The following is an 18,012-nucleotide window of genomic DNA, read 5'->3' as shown; positions in this document are numbered from 1 at the left end:
CGGTAGACTGGCCCGGACTTCCACCAGAACTAAGGTGATTCTTTGACTTTCGCAGACCTCTCCATCGAGCAGGACATCGTCGACGCGCTCGCGGGCAAGGGCATCCTCGAGCCCTTCCCGATCCAGCAGCAGACGATCCCGCTCGCCCTCACCGGCCAGGACATCATCGGCCAGGCCAAGACCGGTACCGGCAAGACCTTCGGGTTCGGCCTCCCCCTCATCCAGCGCCTCGGTGCCGACCCGGCGCCCGGCGTCAAGGCCCTCGTCGTCGTCCCGACCCGCGAACTCGCGGTCCAGGTGACCGAGGACCTCGAGGTCGCCACCTCGAACCGCCCGACCACCGTCGCGGCGATCTACGGCGGCAAGGCGTACGAGGGCCAGATCGAGCAGCTCAAGGCCGGCGCCCAGATCGTCGTCGGCACGCCCGGGCGCCTCATCGACCTGCAGCGCCAGCGACTCCTCGACCTGTCCCACGTGCAGGAAGTCGTCCTCGACGAGGCCGACCGCATGCTCGACCTGGGCTTCCTGTCGGACATCGAGCGCATCTTCCAGGCCATCCCCGAGGTGCGGCACACGATGCTGTTCTCGGCCACGATGCCCGCGCCGATCGTCGCCCTCGCCCGCCGGTTCATGAGCCGTCCGGTGCACATCCGGGCGACCGACCCGGACGAGGGCCTCATGCAGGCCAACATCAAGCACCTCATCTACCGCGCGCACTCCCTGGACAAGGACGAGGTCATCGCCCGCATCCTCCAGGCCGAGGGCCGCGGCAAGACCGTGATCTTCACCCGCACCAAGCGTGCGGCGGCGAAGCTCGTCGAGGAGCTCAAGGACCGCGGGTTCAACGCCGCAGCGGTGCACGGTGACCTCAACCAGGAGCAGCGCGAGCGCGCGATGGCCGCCTTCAAGGCCGGCAAGCGTGATGTGCTCATCGCCACCGACGTCGCCGCCCGCGGCATCGACGTGGACGACGTCACGCACGTCATCAACCACACGATCCCGGACGACCCGGACACCTACCTGCACCGCGCCGGTCGTACCGGCCGTGCCGGCAAGACCGGCATCGCGGTCACGTTCGTCGACTGGGACGACCTGCACAAGTGGACGCTGATCGACAAGGCCCTCGAGTTCGGTATCCCCGAGCCCGTCGAGACCTACTCGTCGTCGCCGCACCTGTTCGAGGAACTCGACATCCCGAAGGGCACCAAGGGCCGTCTGCCCGGTGCCTCGTCGCACGCCGCGTCGGCCGGTGCCCCCGCCGAGAAGCGCAGCAGCGACCGTCCGGCCTCCGGTCCGCGTGACGCGTCGCGTTCGCGGTCGCGCAGCCGCACCCGGTCAGGAGGCTCGGAGCAGCCCGCCTCGCAGGCTCCCGCCACCGAGTCCGCGGCTCCGACCTCCGCGCCCACCGACGACTCGTCGGCCACCGAGGGCGGGACCACCGACGGCGCCGCGAAGCGTCGCCGCCGTCGCCGCCGTCGCGGAGCCGGCACCGGCGATGCCTCGGCGACCGCCTCGGCACCGCAGGGTTCGTCGGACGGCGAGTAGCGCCTCCAGACCGAAGGGTCCGTCGCTGACGCGACGGGCCCTTCGTCGTCCTCACCTGCCGACTGCCCCCGCGAAAGCGACAGATTGCCGCGAACCGTCGGCGGGAATCTGTCGCTTTCGCGAAGGGGTCAGGCCGCGCCGAGCGAGATCTGTCGCTTCGGTGAGACAGCGCGACGGGTCAGGACTGCGTCAGGACAGGCGCGAGCCGGGGCCGACCACGGGGGCGCTGCCGGTGGCCTCGGACAGGATGGCGTCGAACGCGACCCGAGCCGTCCGGTGCTCGCCGAGCCGGTTCGGCTTGCCCGTGCCGTGGTAGTCGCTCGAACCGGTGACGAACAGGCCGTAGCGCGACGCCCAGTCGAGCAGGGTGCGCTTGCCGTGCGCGATGTTCTCGCGGTGGTCGACCTCGAGCCCGCCGAGCCCGGCGTCGACGAGGTCGCGGAGCATCGGCTCGTCGATGACGATCCCCCGCGACGAGGCTGCCGGGTGCGCGATGACCGGCACACCACCCGCCTGTCGGATGAGTTCGACGCCGCGCAGGGGCGACGGCGCCTCGTGCGGTTCGTAGTAGCCGGACGCCGGGTGCAGGATGCCGCGGAACGCCGCGCTCCGGTCGGACTCGAGGCCCCGCGCGACGAGCGCGTCGGCGATGTGCGGGCGGCCGATGGTGGCCCCGGGGCTCGCCTGCGCCAGGACGTCGGCCCAGGTGATCGGGTGGTCCTCGCCGATGCGGTCGACCATGCGGTGCGCGCGGGAGAGGCGGCCGGAGCGGATGCGGTCGGTCTCCTCGACGAGGCCCGGGTCGTGTGGATCGACCAGGTAGCCGAGGACGTGCACGCTGCGGAAGCCGATGCGCGTGCTGAGCTCGAGACCCGGCAGGAGCGTCAACGGCAGCTCGTGCGCGGACCTGGACGCGTCGGCCCAGCCGGCGGTCGTGTCGTGGTCGGTCAGCGCGACGGCGTCCAGGCCGGCGGCCGCGGCCGCTCGGACGAGCTCCGCGGGTCGCTCGGTGCCGTCGGAGACACTCGAGTGCGCGTGCAGGTCGATGAACGGGTCGGGCACGTCGACAATGCTATCCACAGGTGAGGGGCCGCACAGGACGCCGGTGCAGCGCGGTGCGATGATGGGGGCATGGCCGACACGACTCCCCGCGCGACGAGCAACCGATCCACGACCCCCGGGTCCTCGACCTTCAAGGACTTCATCGGGTCGCAGTGGGCCGACCGCGAGCAGACGATCCCCGAGCCCCGCGAGCAGGCCGCCTTCGCCGCCGAGCGTCGGGCCCGCATCTCCGAGCTGCACCCGGGCCGCACGATCGTCGTCCCCGCCGGGCAGGCCAAGGTCCGCTCGAACGACTGCGACTACCCCTTCCGCCCGCACTCCACGTTCGCGCACCTGACCGGGTGGGGCACCGACACGGTCGTCGGCTCCGTCCTCGTGATGACGCCGAACGGCTCCGGGCACGACGCCACGCTCTACTTCCGCGCCACGGCCGGTCGTGAGTCGGAAGAGTTCTACGCGAACCCCGAGATCGGCGAGTTCTGGGTCGGCCCGCGTCCCTCGCTCGACGCCGTCGCCGCCGACCTCGGGCTGGCCACGGCCGACCTCGGCTCCTTCTCGGACGTCGCCGACGGGCTCGACGCCTCGGCGCTGCTCGTGCGCGAGGCCGACGACGACCTGACCCGCACCCTCGACGCACGACTCGGCAGCGCCGTCGGCGGCGCGCCGGAGACCGACGACGCACCGGCGACCGACGACGTCCTCGCCCGCGACCTGTCCGAGCAGCGCCTGGTGAAGGACGCGTACGAGGTGGGCGAGCTCCGCAAGGCCGTCGACGCGACGAAGCACGGCTTCGACGACGTGATCGCCGACTTCGACGCCGTCCTGGCACACCAGCGGGGCGAGCGCATCGTCGAGGGCACCTTCAACCGCCGGGCTCGTGCAGACGGCAACACGGTCGGCTACGACACGATCGCCGCCTCGGGCCACCACGCCTGCATCCTGCACTGGACCCGGAACGACGGCGCCGTGCAGCCGGGTGACCTGATCCTCATCGACGCCGGGGTCGAGGTCGACTCGTTCTACACGGCCGACATCACCCGCACGCTGCCGGTCAGCGGCACGTTCTCCCCCGTGCAGCGCATGGTCTACGACGCCGTGCTCGAGGCGGCCGACGCCGCGTTCGCCATCGTCAAGCCGGGCATCACGTTCCGCCAGGTGCACGCCACCGCGATGGAGGTCATCGCCCGCAAGACCGCCGAGTGGGGCTTCCTGCCCGTCTCGGCGGAAGAGTCGCTCGAGCCGGACAACCAGTTCCACCGCCGCTACATGGTGCACGGCACGAGCCACCACCTCGGCCTCGACGTGCACGACTGCGCGAAGGCCCGTCGCGAGATGTACATCGACGGCGTCGTGCAGCCCGGCATGGTGTTCACGATCGAGCCCGGTCTGTACTTCCAGCAGGACGACCTGACGGTGCCCGAGGAGTTCCGCGGCATCGGTGTCCGGATCGAGGACGACATCCTGGTCACCGAGGACGGGGCCGAGAACCTGTCGATCGGCATCCCCCGGACCCCCTCGGAAGTGGAGGGGTGGATCGCCCGCTCCGGCCGCTAGCCTGAGCGGGTGACGACGCCCGACGCCTCCACCGACTCCCGCACGCCGCAGTTCTCGATCGAGGTCGAGCACTTCGACTCCCCCGACGCGCAGCGACTCCGAGCCGCGCAGCGCCTGGAGATCGACCGTGCCTACGGCGGCGACACCGAACCCGGCGAGAAGCCGACGGCAGACTCCATCGCGGTGTTCTTCCTGGCGCGCGACGAGGCCGGCACTCCGCTGGCCTGCGGCGGACTGCGGGTCGTCGACGACGGCATCACCGAGATCAAGCGCATGTACGTCCGGCCGGAGTCCCGCGGCTCGGGTGTGGCGGCCGCGCTGCTGCGTCGGCTCGAAGAGGCCGCGCTGGACCTCGGGTCACCGGCGCTCGTGCTCGAGACGGGGAACGAGCAGAAGCGCGCCGTCGGGTTCTACGAGCGCGAGGGCTTCACGCGCATCGCCAACTTCGGCCCGTACGTCGGCGCCCCGCTGTCGATCTGCTACTCGAAGGTGCTGTAGCCCGAGCACACCGGCCCCGAGCACGCAGGCGTCAGGCGCGCTCGTCGCCCTTCGGGGACGACGGGGTCGACGAAGACGACGGTGCCGGCGGCGTCGCACCGGGCACCCGCTCGCCGTACTGCGGCGGGTCCTGCGGACGACGCTCGGGGATCGCCGGCCCACCCGAGGTGGGTCGGTCGGCGGGGGCGGCAGCGGACGGGTCCGCGTTCTCGCCGTACCGGGGCCCGTCGTTCGTGCCGTACCGCGGCGCGCTCGACGCACCCGGCGCCGTGGGCGCATCCGTCTGCGCGCCGGGAGCCGACGTGCCGGGCTGCTGCGGGCCTCCTGGCTGCTGGTGGGGTGTGGCGTGTCCGCCGTACGGCGACTGCTGCTGCGGCGGGGCGGGACGCCACGGCTGCTGTCCCTGCACCGGTGCGCCGGGAGCGCCCTGCTGGGGCTGCTCGTTCCAGTGCGTGGACGGCGTCGCACCGTGCTCACCCAGGATCCGCTGCGCCTGACCGGTCAGCTGCGGGTTGACGACGATCTGGTAGTTCGTGGCGAGCACCTGGTGGACGCTCGTGAAGTCGCGCTGTCGCTTGGTGATCGCGAACGAGACGATGCCGTAGAGCATGCCGAACGCGGCGCCGATGATCGCGGCGGCGAGGATCAGGCCGCCGGAGCTCGGCGAGAACAGGGTGAGCACGATGCCGAAGAAGATGCCGAGCCAGAGACCGGACAGTGCTCCGGCGATCGCCGCACGGCCGTAGGTCATCTTGCCGGTGACGCGCTCGACGGTCTTCAGGTCGTTGCCCACGATCGAGAGCTGGTTGACCGGGAAGTCGGCGTCGGCGAGCTTCGCCACGACGCGCTGCGCATCGGGGTAGCTGTCGTACGTGCCGAGGACGTCGCCCTTGGGCAGCGTCGGGAAGGCCTGGGCGGTCCTGCCGGCGAAGGGACTCTGATTGCTCACACAGCCATCATTCACCGCGCACCTTGCAATCGCACGTGCACCGCCGGGGAAGCGCCAGCACGCAACCGACTACGCTGGGTCGGGTGAGCGCCACGAAGGTCTTCGTCGCCCGCCTCGCCGGGTGCTCCGTCTTCGACCCCGCGGGCGACCGCGTGGGCAAGGTCCGGGACGTCCTGGTGGTCTACCGCCGGGCCGATCCCCCGCACGTCGTGGGGTTGATCGTCGAGGTGCCGGGCAAGCGCCGCATCTTCGTCAGCGTCGGCCGCATCACCTCGATCGGCGCCGGCCAGGTCATCACCACCGGGCTCGTCAACATGCGCCGCTTCGAGCAGCGCGGCGGCGAGGTCCGGGTGATCGCCGAGATGCTCGGTCGCAAGGTGCTCATCAAGAACCAGCGCATCCGCGCCACCATCGAGGACGTCGCGATCGAGGACCGCGGGCAGGGCGACTGGGAGGTCGCGCAGCTCTTCCTCCGCAAGCCGAAGACCACGCCGTCGCCGTTCGGCAAGGGCCCGACGACGTTTGCGACGTGGAACGAGGTCACCGAGGACGAGCTCCCCGGCGAGGCCCAGTCCGCCGAGCACGTCATCGCGGCGTACTCCGACCTCGTCCCCGCGGACCTGGCGAGCACGCTGCTCGACCTGCCGGAGGAACGCCGGTTCGAGGTCGCCGAGGAACTCCCCGACGACCGGCTGGCCGACGTGCTCGAGGAGATGCCCGACCAGGAGCGCGTCGAGATCTTGTCGCGGCTCGAGGACTCACGCGCGGCCGACGTCCTCGACCAGATGCAACCGGACGACGCCGCCGACGTGCTCGCGCAGTTCTCCGACGAACGGAGCGAAGCGCTCCTGCAGCTCATGGAGCCGGAGGAGGCGCAGGACGTCCGCATGCTCCTGGAGTACGAGCCGGACACCGCCGGTGGTCTGATGACCACCGAGCCCGTCATCGTCTCCGCCGACGCGACCGTCGCCGAGGGGCTCGCACTCGTCCGCCGACACGACCTCGCCCCGGTGCTCGGCGCCGCGGTGTGCGTCACGCTGCCGCCGTACGAGCCGCCGACCGGTCGGTTCCTCGGGCTGGTGCACTTCCAGCGCATGCTCCGCTACCCGCCGAACGAACGGCTCGGCACGCTCATCGACCAGCAGACCGAGCCGGTCCGGGTCGACGCGAGCGCCGCCGAGGTCACCCGCGTGATGGCGACCTACAACCTGCTGTCCGTCCCCGTGGTCGACGACGCCCACCGCCTCGTCGGGGTGGTGACGATCGACGATGTCCTCGACCACGTCCTGCCGGACGACTGGCGAAGTCAGGGCGAGGGGGAACCCTCACCGCTTCCACGCCAACGCCCGCGCAAGACACCCGTGACGACGGGAAGGAGGACCACCCGTGGCCCGAACGGATGAGAACCGTCGTGATCGCGAGCGCTCGGACGTCCGCCTCGACTCCCCCAAGGGCATGCGCACGCGCGTGCTCCCGACCCGCCGTCGTGGCGGACGCGGTGACACGTTCGGTCGCGCGACCGAGGGCATCGCACGGGGCATGGGAACGCCGTGGTTCCTCATCGGCCTCACCCTGTTCTGTGTGGTCTGGATGGGGTACAACACCCTCGCGCCGAAGCCGTGGCAGTTCGACTCCGCCGCGATCGGCTTCACCGCACTGACCCTGGTGCTGTCGCTGCAGGCCTCGTACGCCGCCCCGCTCATCCTGCTCGCGCAGAACCGGCAGGACGACCGCGACCGCGTGCAGTTCGAGCAGGACCGGCAGCGTGCGGAGCGCAACCTGGCGGACACCGAGTACCTGGCGCGCGAGGTCGTCGCGCTCCGGCTGGCGATGCGCGACATGGCGTCGAAGGACTTCATCCGTGCCGAGTTGCGGTCGCTGCTCGAGGAACTCGACCGGCGCGACGCCGACGACGCCGGCTACGCGAACGAGCCCGGCAGCTCCACCCGTGGCTGACGCGGCTCCCGCCGACGAGCAGCTGGGCACGGCGGTCCTCGCTGCGCTCGGCCGCGTGATCGACCCCGAGATCCGTCGGCCCGTCACGGAGCTCGACATGATCCGTGGGGTCGACGTGCAGCCAGGAGGCGCTGTGCGCGTCGACCTGCAGCTCACGATCGTGGGGTGCCCCGCCGCCGACACCATCGAGCGCGACGTGCGCGTCGCCGCCGGTTCCGTGGACGGGGTGTCGTCGGTCGACGTCGACGTGTCGGTGATGGCCCCCGCGACGCGTGCCGCGCTGACCGAACGCCTGCGGGCCGGCCGGCCGAACGGCATCCAGTTCACGGCGGACTCGCTCACCCGGGTGATCGCCGTCACGAGCGGCAAGGGTGGTGTCGGCAAGTCGACGGTCACCGCCAACCTCGCCGTCGCGCTCGCCCGCCGGGGCCTGCGGGTCGGGATCGTCGACGTCGACGTGCACGGCTTCAGCATCCCCGGGCTGATGGGACTGACCGACGAGCACGGCGTCGCGCCGCGGCCGACCCGGGTGGACAGCATGATCCTGCCGCCCGTCGCCCACGACGTGAAGGTCGTGTCGATCGGGATGTTCGTCGACGACGCCTCCACCGCGGTCTCCTGGCGTGGCCCGATGCTGCACCGCACCGTGAACCAGTTCCTGACCGACGTGTTCTTCGGCGACCTGGACGTGCTCCTGCTCGACCTGCCGCCCGGTACCGGCGACGTCGCGATCTCGGTCGGCCAGCTCCTCCCCCACGCCGAGGTCCTGGTCGTCACCACACCCCAGGCCGCTGCGGCCGACGTCGCCGAGCGCAGCGGGATCGTCGCACGCCAGACGGGCCAGCGGGTGATCGGGGTCATCGAGAACATGGCCGGGCTCGTGCAGCCCGACGGCTCGGTCCTGCACCTGTTCGGCGAGGGCGGTGGCGCCGAGACCGCCGCACGGCTCTCCCGCGGCCAGGACGCCCCCGTGCCGGTGCTCGGCAGCGTGCCGCTGTCCGTGCCGCTCCGCGAGGGCGGGGACACCGGCCTGCCGGTCGTGCTCGGCGCGCCGGAGGACCCCGCGGCAGTCGCCCTCGCCGCGATCGCCGACGGCATCACGACGATGGGGCGCGGACTGGCCGGGCGGAAGTTGGGGCTGTCGCTGTCCTAGGCTCGTCAGCATGAGCATGGATCACGTCAGCGTCGACTGGGACCGCGCCCGCGACACGAACCGGGCGAACTGGGACGACCGGGTGCCGATCCACGAGGGCGCCTACGCCGTCGACGAGCTGTCCGACCCGGCGCACCGCTCGGACGTCGTGCGCGACGACCTGCCGGCCCTGACGCCGTGGCTGCCGAACGGCTCGCTCGCCGGCCTCGACGTCTGCCACCTGCAGTGCCACATCGGCACCGACACCGTTTCGCTCGCCCGCGAGGGAGCCCGGCTCACCGGCGTCGACTTCTCCCCCGCGGCGCTCGCCTCCGCCGCCGGCCTCGCGACGCGGCTCGGCCTCGACGTCACCTGGGTGGAGACCGACGTGCTCGACGCCCGCGCTGCCGTCTCCGGCGACTTCGACGTCGTCTACACGAGCATCGGCACGATCTGCTGGCTCCCCGACCTCGACCGCTGGGCCGCACAGGTCGCCGGCTTGCTGCGCCCGGGCGGGGTGTTCTTCATCCGCGACGGCCACCCCGCGCTCTACGGCCTCGACGAGACCGCCGACGAGCTCGTCACCCGGTACCGGTACTTCCCGGACGGCACCGCGCAGCAGTGGGACGACGCCGGCACCTACGCCGGCGACGGCACCGTGGCGAACACCCGCACGTTCGAATGGCCGCACCCGCTGTCCGAGATCGTGAACGCGCTGCTCGGCGCCGGACTCCGACTCCGCCGCCTGGACGAGGGGCGCACCCTGCCCTGGCGCTTCACTCCCCGCATGGAGGACACCGGCGACGGCTCGTGGGCGTGGCCCGACGCTGACCGCGACCGTGTTCCCCTGACGTACACGATCGTCGCCACCCGCGATTGACGACGGGCGCCTGCCATCCGCTCGGCGCACGCCTGTACGTTCGTTCATGGACAGGTCGTTCCACCCCGGAGCATTATGCAAGGGCATTGCACAATGCCCTTGCGGAATGTGACCGCCTGGGCTCCACCCGCCGGACGACGACGTCCGGCCGAGGACAGGAGAACCGTGTGAACCAGAACACCCGAGTACGGATCGGCCTCGTGGCCACCGTCGCCGCAGTGATCGCCGGCGGATCCCTCGCCGCAGCACCGGCCATCGCCGCGACACCGTCGTGCGCGACCGCGTGGACCGCCGGCACCGCGTACTCCGGCGGTGCCACCGTCAGCGAGAACGGATCGAACTACACCGCGAACTGGTGGACGCAGGGCGATGACCCCGCGACGCACGCCGGGGCAACGGGCAGCGGCCAGCCGTGGACGTCGACCGGCGCCTGCTCCGGCACGGGCGGCGGCACCACTCCTCCCGGTGGGGGGACGACGACCCCCGGCACGGGCGGGAGCGGCGGCACGGCCAGCGGACTGGTGTTCAGCCCGTACAAGGACATCACCGTGAACCTCGACTGGAACACGAACGTCATGAACACCGCGGTCACCGGGACGCGGATCCCGGTGGTCGGCTCGAGCAACAGCCTGGTGTCGACCCGGGAGCCCGGCCTCAAGGCGATCACCCTCGCCTTCGCGACCGGCACGTGCGGCAGCGAGAACTGGGGTGGCGTCGCGGCGGATGCCTTCGCGAACGCCAACATCCCGAAGCTCGACGCCGCCGGGGTGAACTACATCATCAGCACCGGTGGAGCCGCCGGTTCGTTCAAGTGCTCGGGCGCCGCACTGCAGTCGTTCATCGCCCGGTACGCGACCCCGCACATGATCGGCGTCGACTTCGACATCGAGAGCGGTCAGTCGGCCGCCGACGTGCAGAACCTCGTGAGCGCCGCAGCCCTCGCCCAGGCGAAGTACCCGGGCATGCGCTTCTCGTTCACGCTCGCGACCCTGGCCGCCAGCGACGGCTCGTACGGCGGGCTGAACAGCACCGGCGACGCCACCGTGAAGGCGATCAAGGCGTCGACCCTGACGAACTACACGATCAACCTCATGACGATGGACTTCGGCCGCGCGACCACCGCGAACTGCGTGCTCTCCGGCTCCACCTGCCAGATGGGCAAGTCCTCGATCCAGGCCGTCACGAACCTGCAGCACACGTACGGCATCGCGTCGTCGAAGATCGAGGTCACCCCGATGATCGGCGTCAACGACACCACCGACGAGGTCTTCACCCTCGCCGACGTCGACACCCTGTCCGCCTACGCGAAGGCGAACGGCCTCGCCGGGATCCACTACTGGTCGCTCGACCGCGACACGCCCTGCGCCTCGACGACGGCGTCGTCCACCTGCAGCTCCGTCCCGAGCGCAGCGGCACTCGCCTGGACAGATCGTTTCCTCGCCGACCTGAAGTAGTCGACCTGAAGTAGTCGTCACCATACCGACGACGGGAGGCCCGGTGCCAGCTGGCACCGGGCCTCCCGTCCGTCAGGTGGTCACGTGACGGGCGTCAGGTCGCTTCCGCGTCGAACGGTGGCGCTTCTCCCGCGGCCAGCGGCACGACGGGAGCCGTCGCGCGCACCTTGGAGGCGGTCACCTGCGCGGTCTGGACCGCGGCGGCGCTGCTGGCGCCGCCGGAGTCGAGGAGCGCATCGCGGATGATCCGGCGGGGGTCGTACTGTCGCGGGTCGAGCTTCTGCCACTCGATGTCGTCGAACTCGGGGCCCATCTCGTCGCGCATCCGCTCCTTCGCGGTGTCGGCGAACCGGCGGACGGCCTTCACGAACTCGGCCAACTTCTGGGCGTACATCGGCAGGCGCTGCGGCCCGAGCAGGAGCACGGCAATGATCCCGATGATCAGGATCTTGTCGAGCGGGATGTTCACGTGAGCGAGCCTAACCCGTACGGCTCCGATGCACCCCTAGAGTTGTCAACCGAACGGAGTGTGCGTGTCAGAGAAAGAGTCGAACTGGAAGTTCGCCGAGGACATCGTCTCGGAGTCCGAGGCGATCGCCCGCGCTCGTGAGCACTCCCTGGAGCTCGGTGTCGAGGCGATCTCGCCCGCGATCGGCGCGCAGATCGGCGTCATCGCCGCAGCCTCCCGAGCAACGAGCATCATCGAGATCGGGACGGGCCTGGGAGTCTCCGGGCTGTACCTGCTCGGCGGCGCGCCGGACGCGACCCTGACCACGATCGACGTCGAGGTCGACCACCAGCAGTTCGCCCGCGACGCCTACATCAGCGCCGGCACCGCCCCCGCTCGGATCCGGCTCATCCCGGGCCGCGCGAACCAGGTGCTCCCCCGGATGAACGAGGCGTCGTACGACGTCGTCCTGGTCGATGCCGACCCCGAGCACGTCATCGAGTACGTCGAGCACGGGCTGCGGCTCGCACGCCTCGGCGGGACCGTCCTGGTGCCGCACGCCCTGTGGCGCGGACGCGTCGCCGACCCGGTCAAGCGCGACCGGGCGACGACCGACTTCCGGCTGCTGCTCACCGAGGTGTCGACGTCGGGTGCGGTGCGCAGTGCGCTCTCGCCGGCTGGTGACGGGCTGCTGCAGCTGACGAAGGTCACCGCGTAGCGTCAGAGGTACCGTCGGACGTCGTCGGCGAAGCGTGGGACGCCCGCGCGACGGAGGGTGTCCAGGATGTCCTCGACCGACTGCGGCGGGTCCACGTAGTCCTCGGCGAGCTCGCGGAGGACCCGGGTCACGACGCCGGGGAACAGGTCGAGTTGGTCGAGCAGGAAGTCGTCCGGGTGGACCGTCTCGACGTCGAGTACAGCGAGTGATGCCGGCGGGAAGTCCCGCAGGTTGAAGGTCACGAGCACGTCCGCGCCGGCACGCACCGCGGCTGCGAGCACGTGGCGGTCCTTCGGGTCACACGTCAGCCCCTCAGCCAGATCCTCGTGGCCAGTGACGAGCGCATCCGGGAAGTACTTCCGCATCATCGACAACCGTCGGTCGATCCCGCTCGGCGAGACACCCGCCTCGACGGCGTTCCGCCGGACCTCGTCAAGGACCGGCTCAGACCACAGCGGCCGGAAGACCCCGTCATCGGCCAGTCGGAGCAGGAGGTCCGAGAGGGTGATCCCGTAGATCGCGCACGCGTCGAAGAACGCGGGGAACGCCACGGTCAGCGCTCCGCCGGCCCGTCACCGCGCTGCTGACGTTCGAGCGCTTGGCCTTCCCGCGCGGCCTCGCGCAGCGCGCTGCGGCGTCGATTGCGGAAGTGGTCCTGGAACGACACCAGGTCCCGGAGCAGGACGCGCCGGTGCCGCCCGCGCCGCTCGAAGGAGATCGCGCCGTCCTCGAGGTACTTCACGAGCGTCGGACGCGACACCCCGAGGAATTCAGCCGCCTGCTGCGTGGTCATCTGCGTGTCGTTCCGAGCGACCGTGACCCCGCTCCCACTCGCGAGCGCATCGGCGACCTGCTCGAGGACCTCGAAGACCTCGGCAGGGATCGTCCGGACCCGTCCGTCCGGCGCTCGGAGCTCGGCCACGCCACCGGCGAGGGCCTCGCGCTCGATCTCGTGCAGGAGTTTCGCCAGCCCGACGAGGTCGTCGCGGTCATCGCCCGGGAAGTACGTGCGGGATGCCGCGCGGCGGTCAGCGGGCTCGGTCGTGACGGTCATGCGACCAGCCTAAACGAAAGAACCGAAAGAACGCGTAGCCGGTTACTCGAGGTGCCGCAGGTACCGCTCCGGGGACTCGAGGAACGACCGCTGGTTGCGCACCAGGTCGAGGTCCTCCCACTCGGTGCGCCGGAACCCCCAGTCGCCGACCTCGTGGATCGTCGCGCCCGGGAACGCCGCCAGGACCGGTGAGTGCGTCGAGAGCACGACCTGCCCGACCCCGCTGTCGACGATCGACCGCAGCAGCGCGATGAGCGTCAGACAGCCGGAGAAGGACAGCGCCGACTCCGGTTCGTCGAGGATCCAGAGCCCCGGCCACTGCGCGCGGTCGATGACGAAGTCGAGGAACGACTCGCCATGGCTCCGCTCGTGGAACACCGGCTCGGGGCGGGAGTGGTTGGGATTGTCCTCGAGGTAAGTGAAGAAGCCGTGCATGGTCTCGGCACGCAGGAAGAACCCACCGCGGGGCGCACCGAAGTCACGGCGGAGGACGATGTGCTGCCACAGCGACGACTCGGACGGACGCGTCGAGTGGTTCGCCAGGGTGGAGCCGCCCTCGGGTGACATGCCGAACCGGAGCGCGATGGCCTCGATCAGGGTGGACTTGCCCGCACCGTTGTCGCCGACGAACACCGTTACCGGGTCGAGGTCGAGTCCCTCGTCGAGCAGCTGCCGCACCGGGGGCAGCGTCGCCGGCCAGACGTCGCGCGGCATCGGGTCCGGGTCGCGGTACTCCTCGACGCGGCGGATCGGCATGTAGGTCCTCGGCACGAGGCCATCCTGTCGGACGCGACCGACAGCGCGACGGGCGCGCACGCCGACGGCGCGGCGCCCCGGACGCAGACGACGGGCCCGGCGCGTACACGCTCCGGACCCGTCGTTCTGGTGCTTTCGACTACGAGGCCGAGACGACCTCAGCGAGTGCGTCATGGAGTTCCTTGGCCTCGGCATCGTTGACCGAGACGACCAGGCGGCCTCCTCCTTCGAGCGGAACCCGCACGATGATGAGTCGACCCTCCTTAACAGCCTCCATCGGCCCGTCACCGGTCCTCGGCTTCATGGCTGCCATCAGATGTCCCCTTTCGTGCAGTACATGCCCGCTCATTATCTCGTATTGATGGGGCAACTGCGAAACCGCCCAGGTTGGGGGTGTCGGATCGGCGGTTCTTCGCGGGTTCCGTTCGTAACCTTGGCGGATGCCGAACATCCGCTCCATGCGCCGTCAGTCCCCCAGCGGACGACCCGACCGGTCCGAGCCGACCGGCAGGTCCGACGACGCAGTGCCCGCTGGCCTTCGGATCGGCGCGGCGTTCACCTGGCGCATCCTCGTCGTCGGTGCCGGCCTCGCCGTCCTGGTGGCGCTGGTCGTGCTGCTGCAGGACATCGTGGTGCCGTTCCTCATCGCGCTGCTCGTGTGCGCACTGCTCATGCCGATGTCGTCGTTCCTGCAGCGGCACCGGTGGCCGAAGTGGACGGCGGTGCTGTCGAGCCTCGTCGCGCTGGTGCTGGCGCTCGGCGGGCTGGCGCTGCTCGTCACCGAGCAGGTGCGGTCCGACCTGCCGTCGCTCGAACGCCGGCTCCACCACAGCGTGCAGTCCCTGCGGACCCTGCTCGACAGCGAGCCGTTCGGGATCACGGCGAAGGACGTCGACTCGTGGGTGTCGAACGGCTTCGACTACCTGCAGGCGCACGCCGCGACGATCCTGTCCGGGTTCCAGGCCGCCGGCACCGGCGCCGTGCACGTGCTCGAGGGGCTGTTCATCATCGTGTTCACGACGCTGTTCGTGCTCATCGACGGCCCGCGCATCTGGGGGTGGGTCGTCCGGCTCTTCCCGCGCCGGGCACGTGCTCGCATCGACGTCGCGGGGCACGCCGGCTGGAAGACGCTGACGAGCTTCATCCGCGTCCAGCTGGTCGTCGCCGTCACCGATGCCCTCGGCGTGACCATCGGCGCGCTCGCCCTGCAGATCCCGCTGGCGATCCCGATCGGCGTGATCGTCTTCTTCGGCGCGTTCGTCCCCGTCGTCGGGGCGATCGTCGCCGGTGCGGTCGCGGTGCTCATCGCCCTGGTCTTCAACGGCTGGGTGCCGGCGCTCGTGATGCTCGGCATCGTGGTGGTCGTGCAGCAGCTCGAGAGCCACGTCCTGCACCCGTTCCTGACCGGCACGGCCGTCAAGGTCCACCCGCTCGGAGTCGTCCTCGGGGTGACCGCGGGCACGACGATCGCGGGTGTCGTCGGCGCGTTCTTCGCGGTGCCGTTCATCGCCACCGTCAACGCGATGGTCGTGGCGGCGGCGAACTGGCGGCCGGGTGACCCGGAGCCGATGTCAGCGACGGTGCCGAAGCGCGAGCGGAGCGGTCCCGCCGCACGGCTCCTGGCCCGCGCCCAGGCCCGTGAGCGCCGTGCCGATCACGGCGGGGTCCAGTCGTAGCCGTCGATCCACCAGCAGTAGTACAGCCAGACCCACTGCAGCCCGACGAACGCCACCACGACGGCCACCCGGTACACGCGGGACCGCGGCAGCGCCACGATGCCGAGCAGCGGCGCGATCGGCACCAGGATCCGCCAGGTGCTCGACTGCGGGAAGAACACGGCGAGCAGGTACACGACGTAGGCGATGCCCCAGAGGCGCAGCTCGATCCCGATCACCCGGGCTGCGGGCATGCAGACGAACGCCACGAAGCCGACGACCACGACGGCCAGCAGGACCCCGCCGGCGGGCTGGTGGAACCACCACCCGAAGCCCTGGATCCACGGCGCGAACGGCACGAGCTCCTGCCACCCGACGTAGGACGACCGCCAGGCGAGCTCGGTGTCGGTGTACGCCTTGGGCACCCCGGTGACGGCCCAGGCGATCGCCGGCCACGCCAGGCCGACCAGTCCGGACACGACCGCGACCACGGCGGGCGGCACGAGGCGGCGCAGGGTGAGCGGCTCCGACGACCGCACCCACGCTGGCCGGATCGCCCAGGCGCCGACGAACAGCACGACGAGCAGCGCGAACGCGAGCCCGGTCGGCCGGGTCATACCGAGCAGCAGCACGACGGGCAGCATCGTCCACCACCGCCGGTCGACCATGAGCAGCAGCGCGACGAGCAGCAGGAACAGCCCCATCGACTCGGCGTACGCCACCTGGAACATCGCCGACACGGGCGCGACGCAGAACAGCACCGTGGCGAAGGTCGCCCGCGCCGGGTCGAGGAAGCGCCCCATCAGGCGACGGAACACGAGTGCAGCGCCGAGTCCGGCGAGCAGCGAGACCGCCACCGCGACGAACTCGAACGACGCTCCGGTGAGCAGCATCAGGCCACGCACCAGGAACGGGTACGCGGGCATGAACGCCCACGCGTTCTCGGTCACGTGCCCTGCCGCGTCCACGGGCAGGGTCGACGGGTAGCCGCCGGTCGCGATCACGCGGTACCAGGCACCGTCCCAGATCGACGCGAACGACAGGTACGCCGGGTGCTGGACGGTGAACGAGTTCGCCGCCTGCACGCTCGCGAAGGCCTGCATCATCAGTCCGGTGACGAACCGGGCGAGCACGTAGACGACCGTGATGCGGACCCACCACGGCACCACCCGGTAGCGGGCGCGCCAACGGGTGCGTGCAGGGGTCGGCCGGGTGGCCCCGGCCGTCGTCAGGCCGTCAGCCACCGACGGAGGCCGGCCTCGACCGCGGTGATCTGCGCGACCGGGACCTGCTCGTCGTCGTGGTGGGCGAAGACGGGTTCGCCGGGTCCGTAGTTGACCGCGGGCACCCCGAGCGCCGAGAAGCGGGCGACGTCGGTCCAGCCGTACTTCGGGCGGGGCTCCGGGCCACCGACCGCCGACACGAAGTCCTGCGCGAGCGGGGCGTCGAGGCCGGGGCGGGCACCGGCGGCGAGGTCGACGATGGTCACGTCGTAGCCGTCGAAGAGTTCGCGGATGTGCGCCACGGCCTCGTCGGCCGAACGCGACGGCGCGAAGCGGTAGTTCACGTGCACCATCGCCTCGTCCGGGATGATGTTGCCCGCGATGCCGCCGCTGATCCCGACGGCGTTGAGGCCCTCGCGGTACTCGAGCCCGTCGACCGTGACGGTGCGGGGCTCGTAGGCGGCCAGCGTGGCGAGGATCGGTGCCGTCTTGTGGATCGCGTTGTCGCCGATCCAGCTGCGGGCGCTGTGCGAACGCTTGCCGAACGTGCGGATCTCGGCGCGGAGGTTGCCGTTGCAGCCACCCTCGATCTGCGCGCCGGACGGCTCCCCCAGGATGGCGAAGTCGGCGGCCAGCAGTTCCGGACGGGTCCGGGCGAGACGACCGAGGCCGTTGAGCAGGTCGCTGACCTCTTCGTGGTCGTACCAGACCCACGTGACGTCGACCGAGGGCTCGACCAGGTCGTACGCGAGCTTGAGCTGCACTGCACAGCCCGCCTTCATGTCGACGGTGCCGCGACCCCACAGGATCTCGGTGCCGTCCTCGGCGGTGCGGAACTCGGTCGGCAGGTTGTCGTTGAGCGGCACGGTGTCGATGTGCCCGGCGATCACGACGCGGCGGTCGCGGCCGAGGTTCGTGCGGGCGACGATCGCGTCGCCGTCCCGGATCACCTCGAGGTGCGGCAGCGGTGCGAGCACCGCCTCGATCGCGTCAGCGAGGGCCTGCTCGTTCCCCGACACCGATTCGATGTCGCAGATGGCACGGGTGATGTCGATGGACGAGGCGGTGAGGTCGAGCTGCTCCGGCATGCGGTCACCTTATCTGCCGTCGCTCCCGTCGCGCTGGCCC

Annotated in this window: 19 protein-coding genes; 10 read left to right on the top strand and 9 right to left on the bottom strand. The window is 70.9% G+C overall.

Annotated features, from left to right (window positions below; all coding sequences use genetic code 11):
- Nucleotides 1-42 precede the first annotated feature (42 nt).
- Entirely contained in the window at nucleotides 43-1,545 is a 1,503-nt protein-coding gene (locus EDF51_RS05050) for a DEAD/DEAH box helicase (RefSeq protein WP_131878363.1), read from the top strand.
- Between the two features lie 189 nt (nucleotides 1,546-1,734).
- Here the strand turns inward: EDF51_RS05050 and EDF51_RS05045 are convergent, their stop codons facing one another.
- A complete protein-coding gene (locus tag EDF51_RS05045) occupies nucleotides 1,735-2,607 on the bottom strand; it encodes a PHP domain-containing protein (RefSeq protein WP_133936886.1) in 873 nt (290 codons plus the stop codon).
- 69 nt (nucleotides 2,608-2,676) lie between these two features.
- Between EDF51_RS05045 and EDF51_RS05040 the strand changes: the two genes are divergently transcribed.
- Nucleotides 2,677-4,161 (top strand): aminopeptidase P family protein, encoded by a 1,485-nt coding sequence (locus EDF51_RS05040; RefSeq protein WP_131878359.1) that lies wholly within the window; start codon nucleotides 2,677-2,679, stop codon nucleotides 4,159-4,161.
- Nucleotides 4,162-4,170: 9 nt separating this feature from the next.
- The gene (locus EDF51_RS05035; RefSeq protein WP_123294095.1) at nucleotides 4,171-4,659 is read left to right on the top strand and encodes a GNAT family N-acetyltransferase; all 489 of its coding nucleotides are present in this window, start codon (nucleotides 4,171-4,173) and stop codon (nucleotides 4,657-4,659) included.
- Nucleotides 4,660-4,690: 31 nt separating this feature from the next.
- Here the strand turns inward: EDF51_RS05035 and EDF51_RS05030 are convergent, their stop codons facing one another.
- Complete coding sequence (locus EDF51_RS05030) at nucleotides 4,691-5,608, bottom strand: general stress protein (RefSeq protein ID WP_123938950.1); 918 nt, start codon at nucleotides 5,606-5,608, stop codon at nucleotides 4,691-4,693.
- Between the two features lie 83 nt (nucleotides 5,609-5,691).
- Here EDF51_RS05030 and EDF51_RS05025 point away from each other — a divergent pair, with 83 nt between their 5' ends.
- The 5 genes from EDF51_RS05025 (at nucleotide 5,692) to EDF51_RS05005 (ending at nucleotide 11,030) form a co-directional block, all read left to right on the top strand.
- Nucleotides 5,692-7,011, top strand: a complete 1,320-nt coding sequence (locus EDF51_RS05025; RefSeq protein ID WP_111084991.1) for a CBS domain-containing protein — start codon at nucleotides 5,692-5,694, stop codon at nucleotides 7,009-7,011.
- A gap of 52 nt (nucleotides 7,012-7,063) precedes the next feature.
- Nucleotides 7,064-7,564: a DUF1003 domain-containing protein gene (locus tag EDF51_RS05020; RefSeq protein ID WP_111085044.1), complete on the top strand. Its 501-nt coding sequence runs from the start codon at nucleotides 7,064-7,066 to the stop codon at nucleotides 7,562-7,564.
- Entirely contained in the window at nucleotides 7,557-8,717 is a 1,161-nt protein-coding gene (locus EDF51_RS05015) for an Mrp/NBP35 family ATP-binding protein (protein ID WP_123294097.1), read from the top strand. The genes EDF51_RS05020 and EDF51_RS05015 overlap by 8 nt, the downstream gene beginning before the upstream one ends.
- Nucleotides 8,718-8,727: 10 nt before the next feature.
- Nucleotides 8,728-9,576 (top strand): methyltransferase, encoded by an 849-nt coding sequence (locus EDF51_RS05010; protein WP_132099589.1) that lies wholly within the window; start codon nucleotides 8,728-8,730, stop codon nucleotides 9,574-9,576.
- A gap of 167 nt (nucleotides 9,577-9,743) precedes the next feature.
- On the top strand, nucleotides 9,744-11,030 hold the full coding sequence (locus tag EDF51_RS05005) for a carbohydrate-binding protein (RefSeq protein ID WP_165932310.1): 1,287 nt from the start codon (nucleotides 9,744-9,746) through the stop codon (nucleotides 11,028-11,030).
- 94 nt (nucleotides 11,031-11,124) lie between these two features.
- Here the strand turns inward: EDF51_RS05005 and EDF51_RS05000 are convergent, their stop codons facing one another.
- Complete coding sequence (locus EDF51_RS05000; protein WP_123340711.1) at nucleotides 11,125-11,499, bottom strand: twin-arginine translocase TatA/TatE family subunit; 375 nt, start codon at nucleotides 11,497-11,499, stop codon at nucleotides 11,125-11,127.
- 64 nt (nucleotides 11,500-11,563) lie between these two features.
- Between EDF51_RS05000 and EDF51_RS04995 the strand changes: the two genes are divergently transcribed.
- On the top strand, nucleotides 11,564-12,196 hold the full coding sequence (locus tag EDF51_RS04995; RefSeq protein WP_123294100.1) for a class I SAM-dependent methyltransferase: 633 nt from the start codon (nucleotides 11,564-11,566) through the stop codon (nucleotides 12,194-12,196).
- Nucleotides 12,197-12,198: 2 nt separating this feature from the next.
- Here the strand turns inward: EDF51_RS04995 and EDF51_RS04990 are convergent, their stop codons facing one another.
- From EDF51_RS04990 to EDF51_RS04975, 4 genes are all read right to left on the bottom strand, one after another.
- Complete coding sequence (locus EDF51_RS04990; protein ID WP_131878353.1) at nucleotides 12,199-12,747, bottom strand: PIN domain-containing protein; 549 nt, start codon at nucleotides 12,745-12,747, stop codon at nucleotides 12,199-12,201.
- A 2-nt stretch (nucleotides 12,748-12,749) separates the two neighbouring features.
- Entirely contained in the window at nucleotides 12,750-13,250 is a 501-nt protein-coding gene (locus EDF51_RS04985; protein ID WP_123340709.1) for a helix-turn-helix domain-containing protein, read from the bottom strand.
- A gap of 42 nt (nucleotides 13,251-13,292) precedes the next feature.
- Nucleotides 13,293-14,021 carry an AAA family ATPase gene (locus EDF51_RS04980; RefSeq protein WP_131878351.1) on the bottom strand — a complete coding sequence of 243 codons (729 nt, stop codon included), beginning with the start codon at nucleotides 14,019-14,021 and terminating at the stop codon, nucleotides 13,293-13,295.
- A 124-nt stretch (nucleotides 14,022-14,145) separates the two neighbouring features.
- Nucleotides 14,146-14,319, bottom strand: a complete 174-nt coding sequence (locus tag EDF51_RS04975) for a DUF3117 domain-containing protein (RefSeq protein WP_123673120.1) — start codon at nucleotides 14,317-14,319, stop codon at nucleotides 14,146-14,148.
- Between the two features lie 127 nt (nucleotides 14,320-14,446).
- Here EDF51_RS04975 and EDF51_RS04970 point away from each other — a divergent pair, with 127 nt between their 5' ends.
- A complete protein-coding gene (locus tag EDF51_RS04970; protein WP_243692372.1) occupies nucleotides 14,447-15,682 on the top strand; it encodes an AI-2E family transporter in 1,236 nt (411 codons plus the stop codon).
- Here the strand turns inward: EDF51_RS04970 and EDF51_RS04965 are convergent.
- The gene (locus EDF51_RS04965) at nucleotides 15,661-16,905 is read right to left on the bottom strand and encodes a hypothetical protein (RefSeq protein ID WP_132099586.1); all 1,245 of its coding nucleotides are present in this window, start codon (nucleotides 16,903-16,905) and stop codon (nucleotides 15,661-15,663) included. The genes EDF51_RS04970 and EDF51_RS04965 overlap by 22 nt on opposite strands.
- Entirely contained in the window at nucleotides 16,890-17,972 is a 1,083-nt protein-coding gene (gene dapE / locus EDF51_RS04960; RefSeq protein WP_123294103.1) for a succinyl-diaminopimelate desuccinylase, read from the bottom strand. Before dapE ends, EDF51_RS04965 begins: the two co-directional genes overlap by 16 nt.
- Between the last annotated feature and the right edge of the window lie 40 nt (nucleotides 17,973-18,012).

Origin of the sequence: Curtobacterium sp. PhB25 (genome assembly GCF_004365375.1) — a bacterium.
Taxonomy (GTDB): Bacteria; Actinomycetota; Actinomycetes; order Actinomycetales; family Microbacteriaceae; genus Curtobacterium.
Note: the sequence above shows the minus strand (reverse complement) of the source record. Positions and strands in the feature narration are given on the sequence as shown.

Excerpts from the sequence above, each read along its gene's own strand:
- EDF51_RS04985 (WP_123340709.1), bottom strand. The coding sequence starts at position 13,250 with ATGACCGTCACGACCGAGCCCGCTGACCGCCGCGCGGCATCCCGCACG.
- dapE (WP_123294103.1), bottom strand. The coding sequence starts at position 17,972 with ATGCCGGAGCAGCTCGACCTCACCGCCTCGTCCATCGACATCACCCGT.
- EDF51_RS05020 (WP_111085044.1), top strand. The coding sequence starts at position 7,064 with ATGCGCACGCGCGTGCTCCCGACCCGCCGTCGTGGCGGACGCGGTGAC.
- EDF51_RS05040 (WP_131878359.1), top strand. The coding sequence starts at position 2,677 with ATGGCCGACACGACTCCCCGCGCGACGAGCAACCGATCCACGACCCCC.
- EDF51_RS05010 (WP_132099589.1), top strand. The coding sequence starts at position 8,728 with ATGAGCATGGATCACGTCAGCGTCGACTGGGACCGCGCCCGCGACACG.
- EDF51_RS04970 (WP_243692372.1), top strand. The coding sequence starts at position 14,447 with ATGCCGAACATCCGCTCCATGCGCCGTCAGTCCCCCAGCGGACGACCC.
- EDF51_RS04975 (WP_123673120.1), bottom strand. The coding sequence starts at position 14,319 with ATGGCAGCCATGAAGCCGAGGACCGGTGACGGGCCGATGGAGGCTGTT.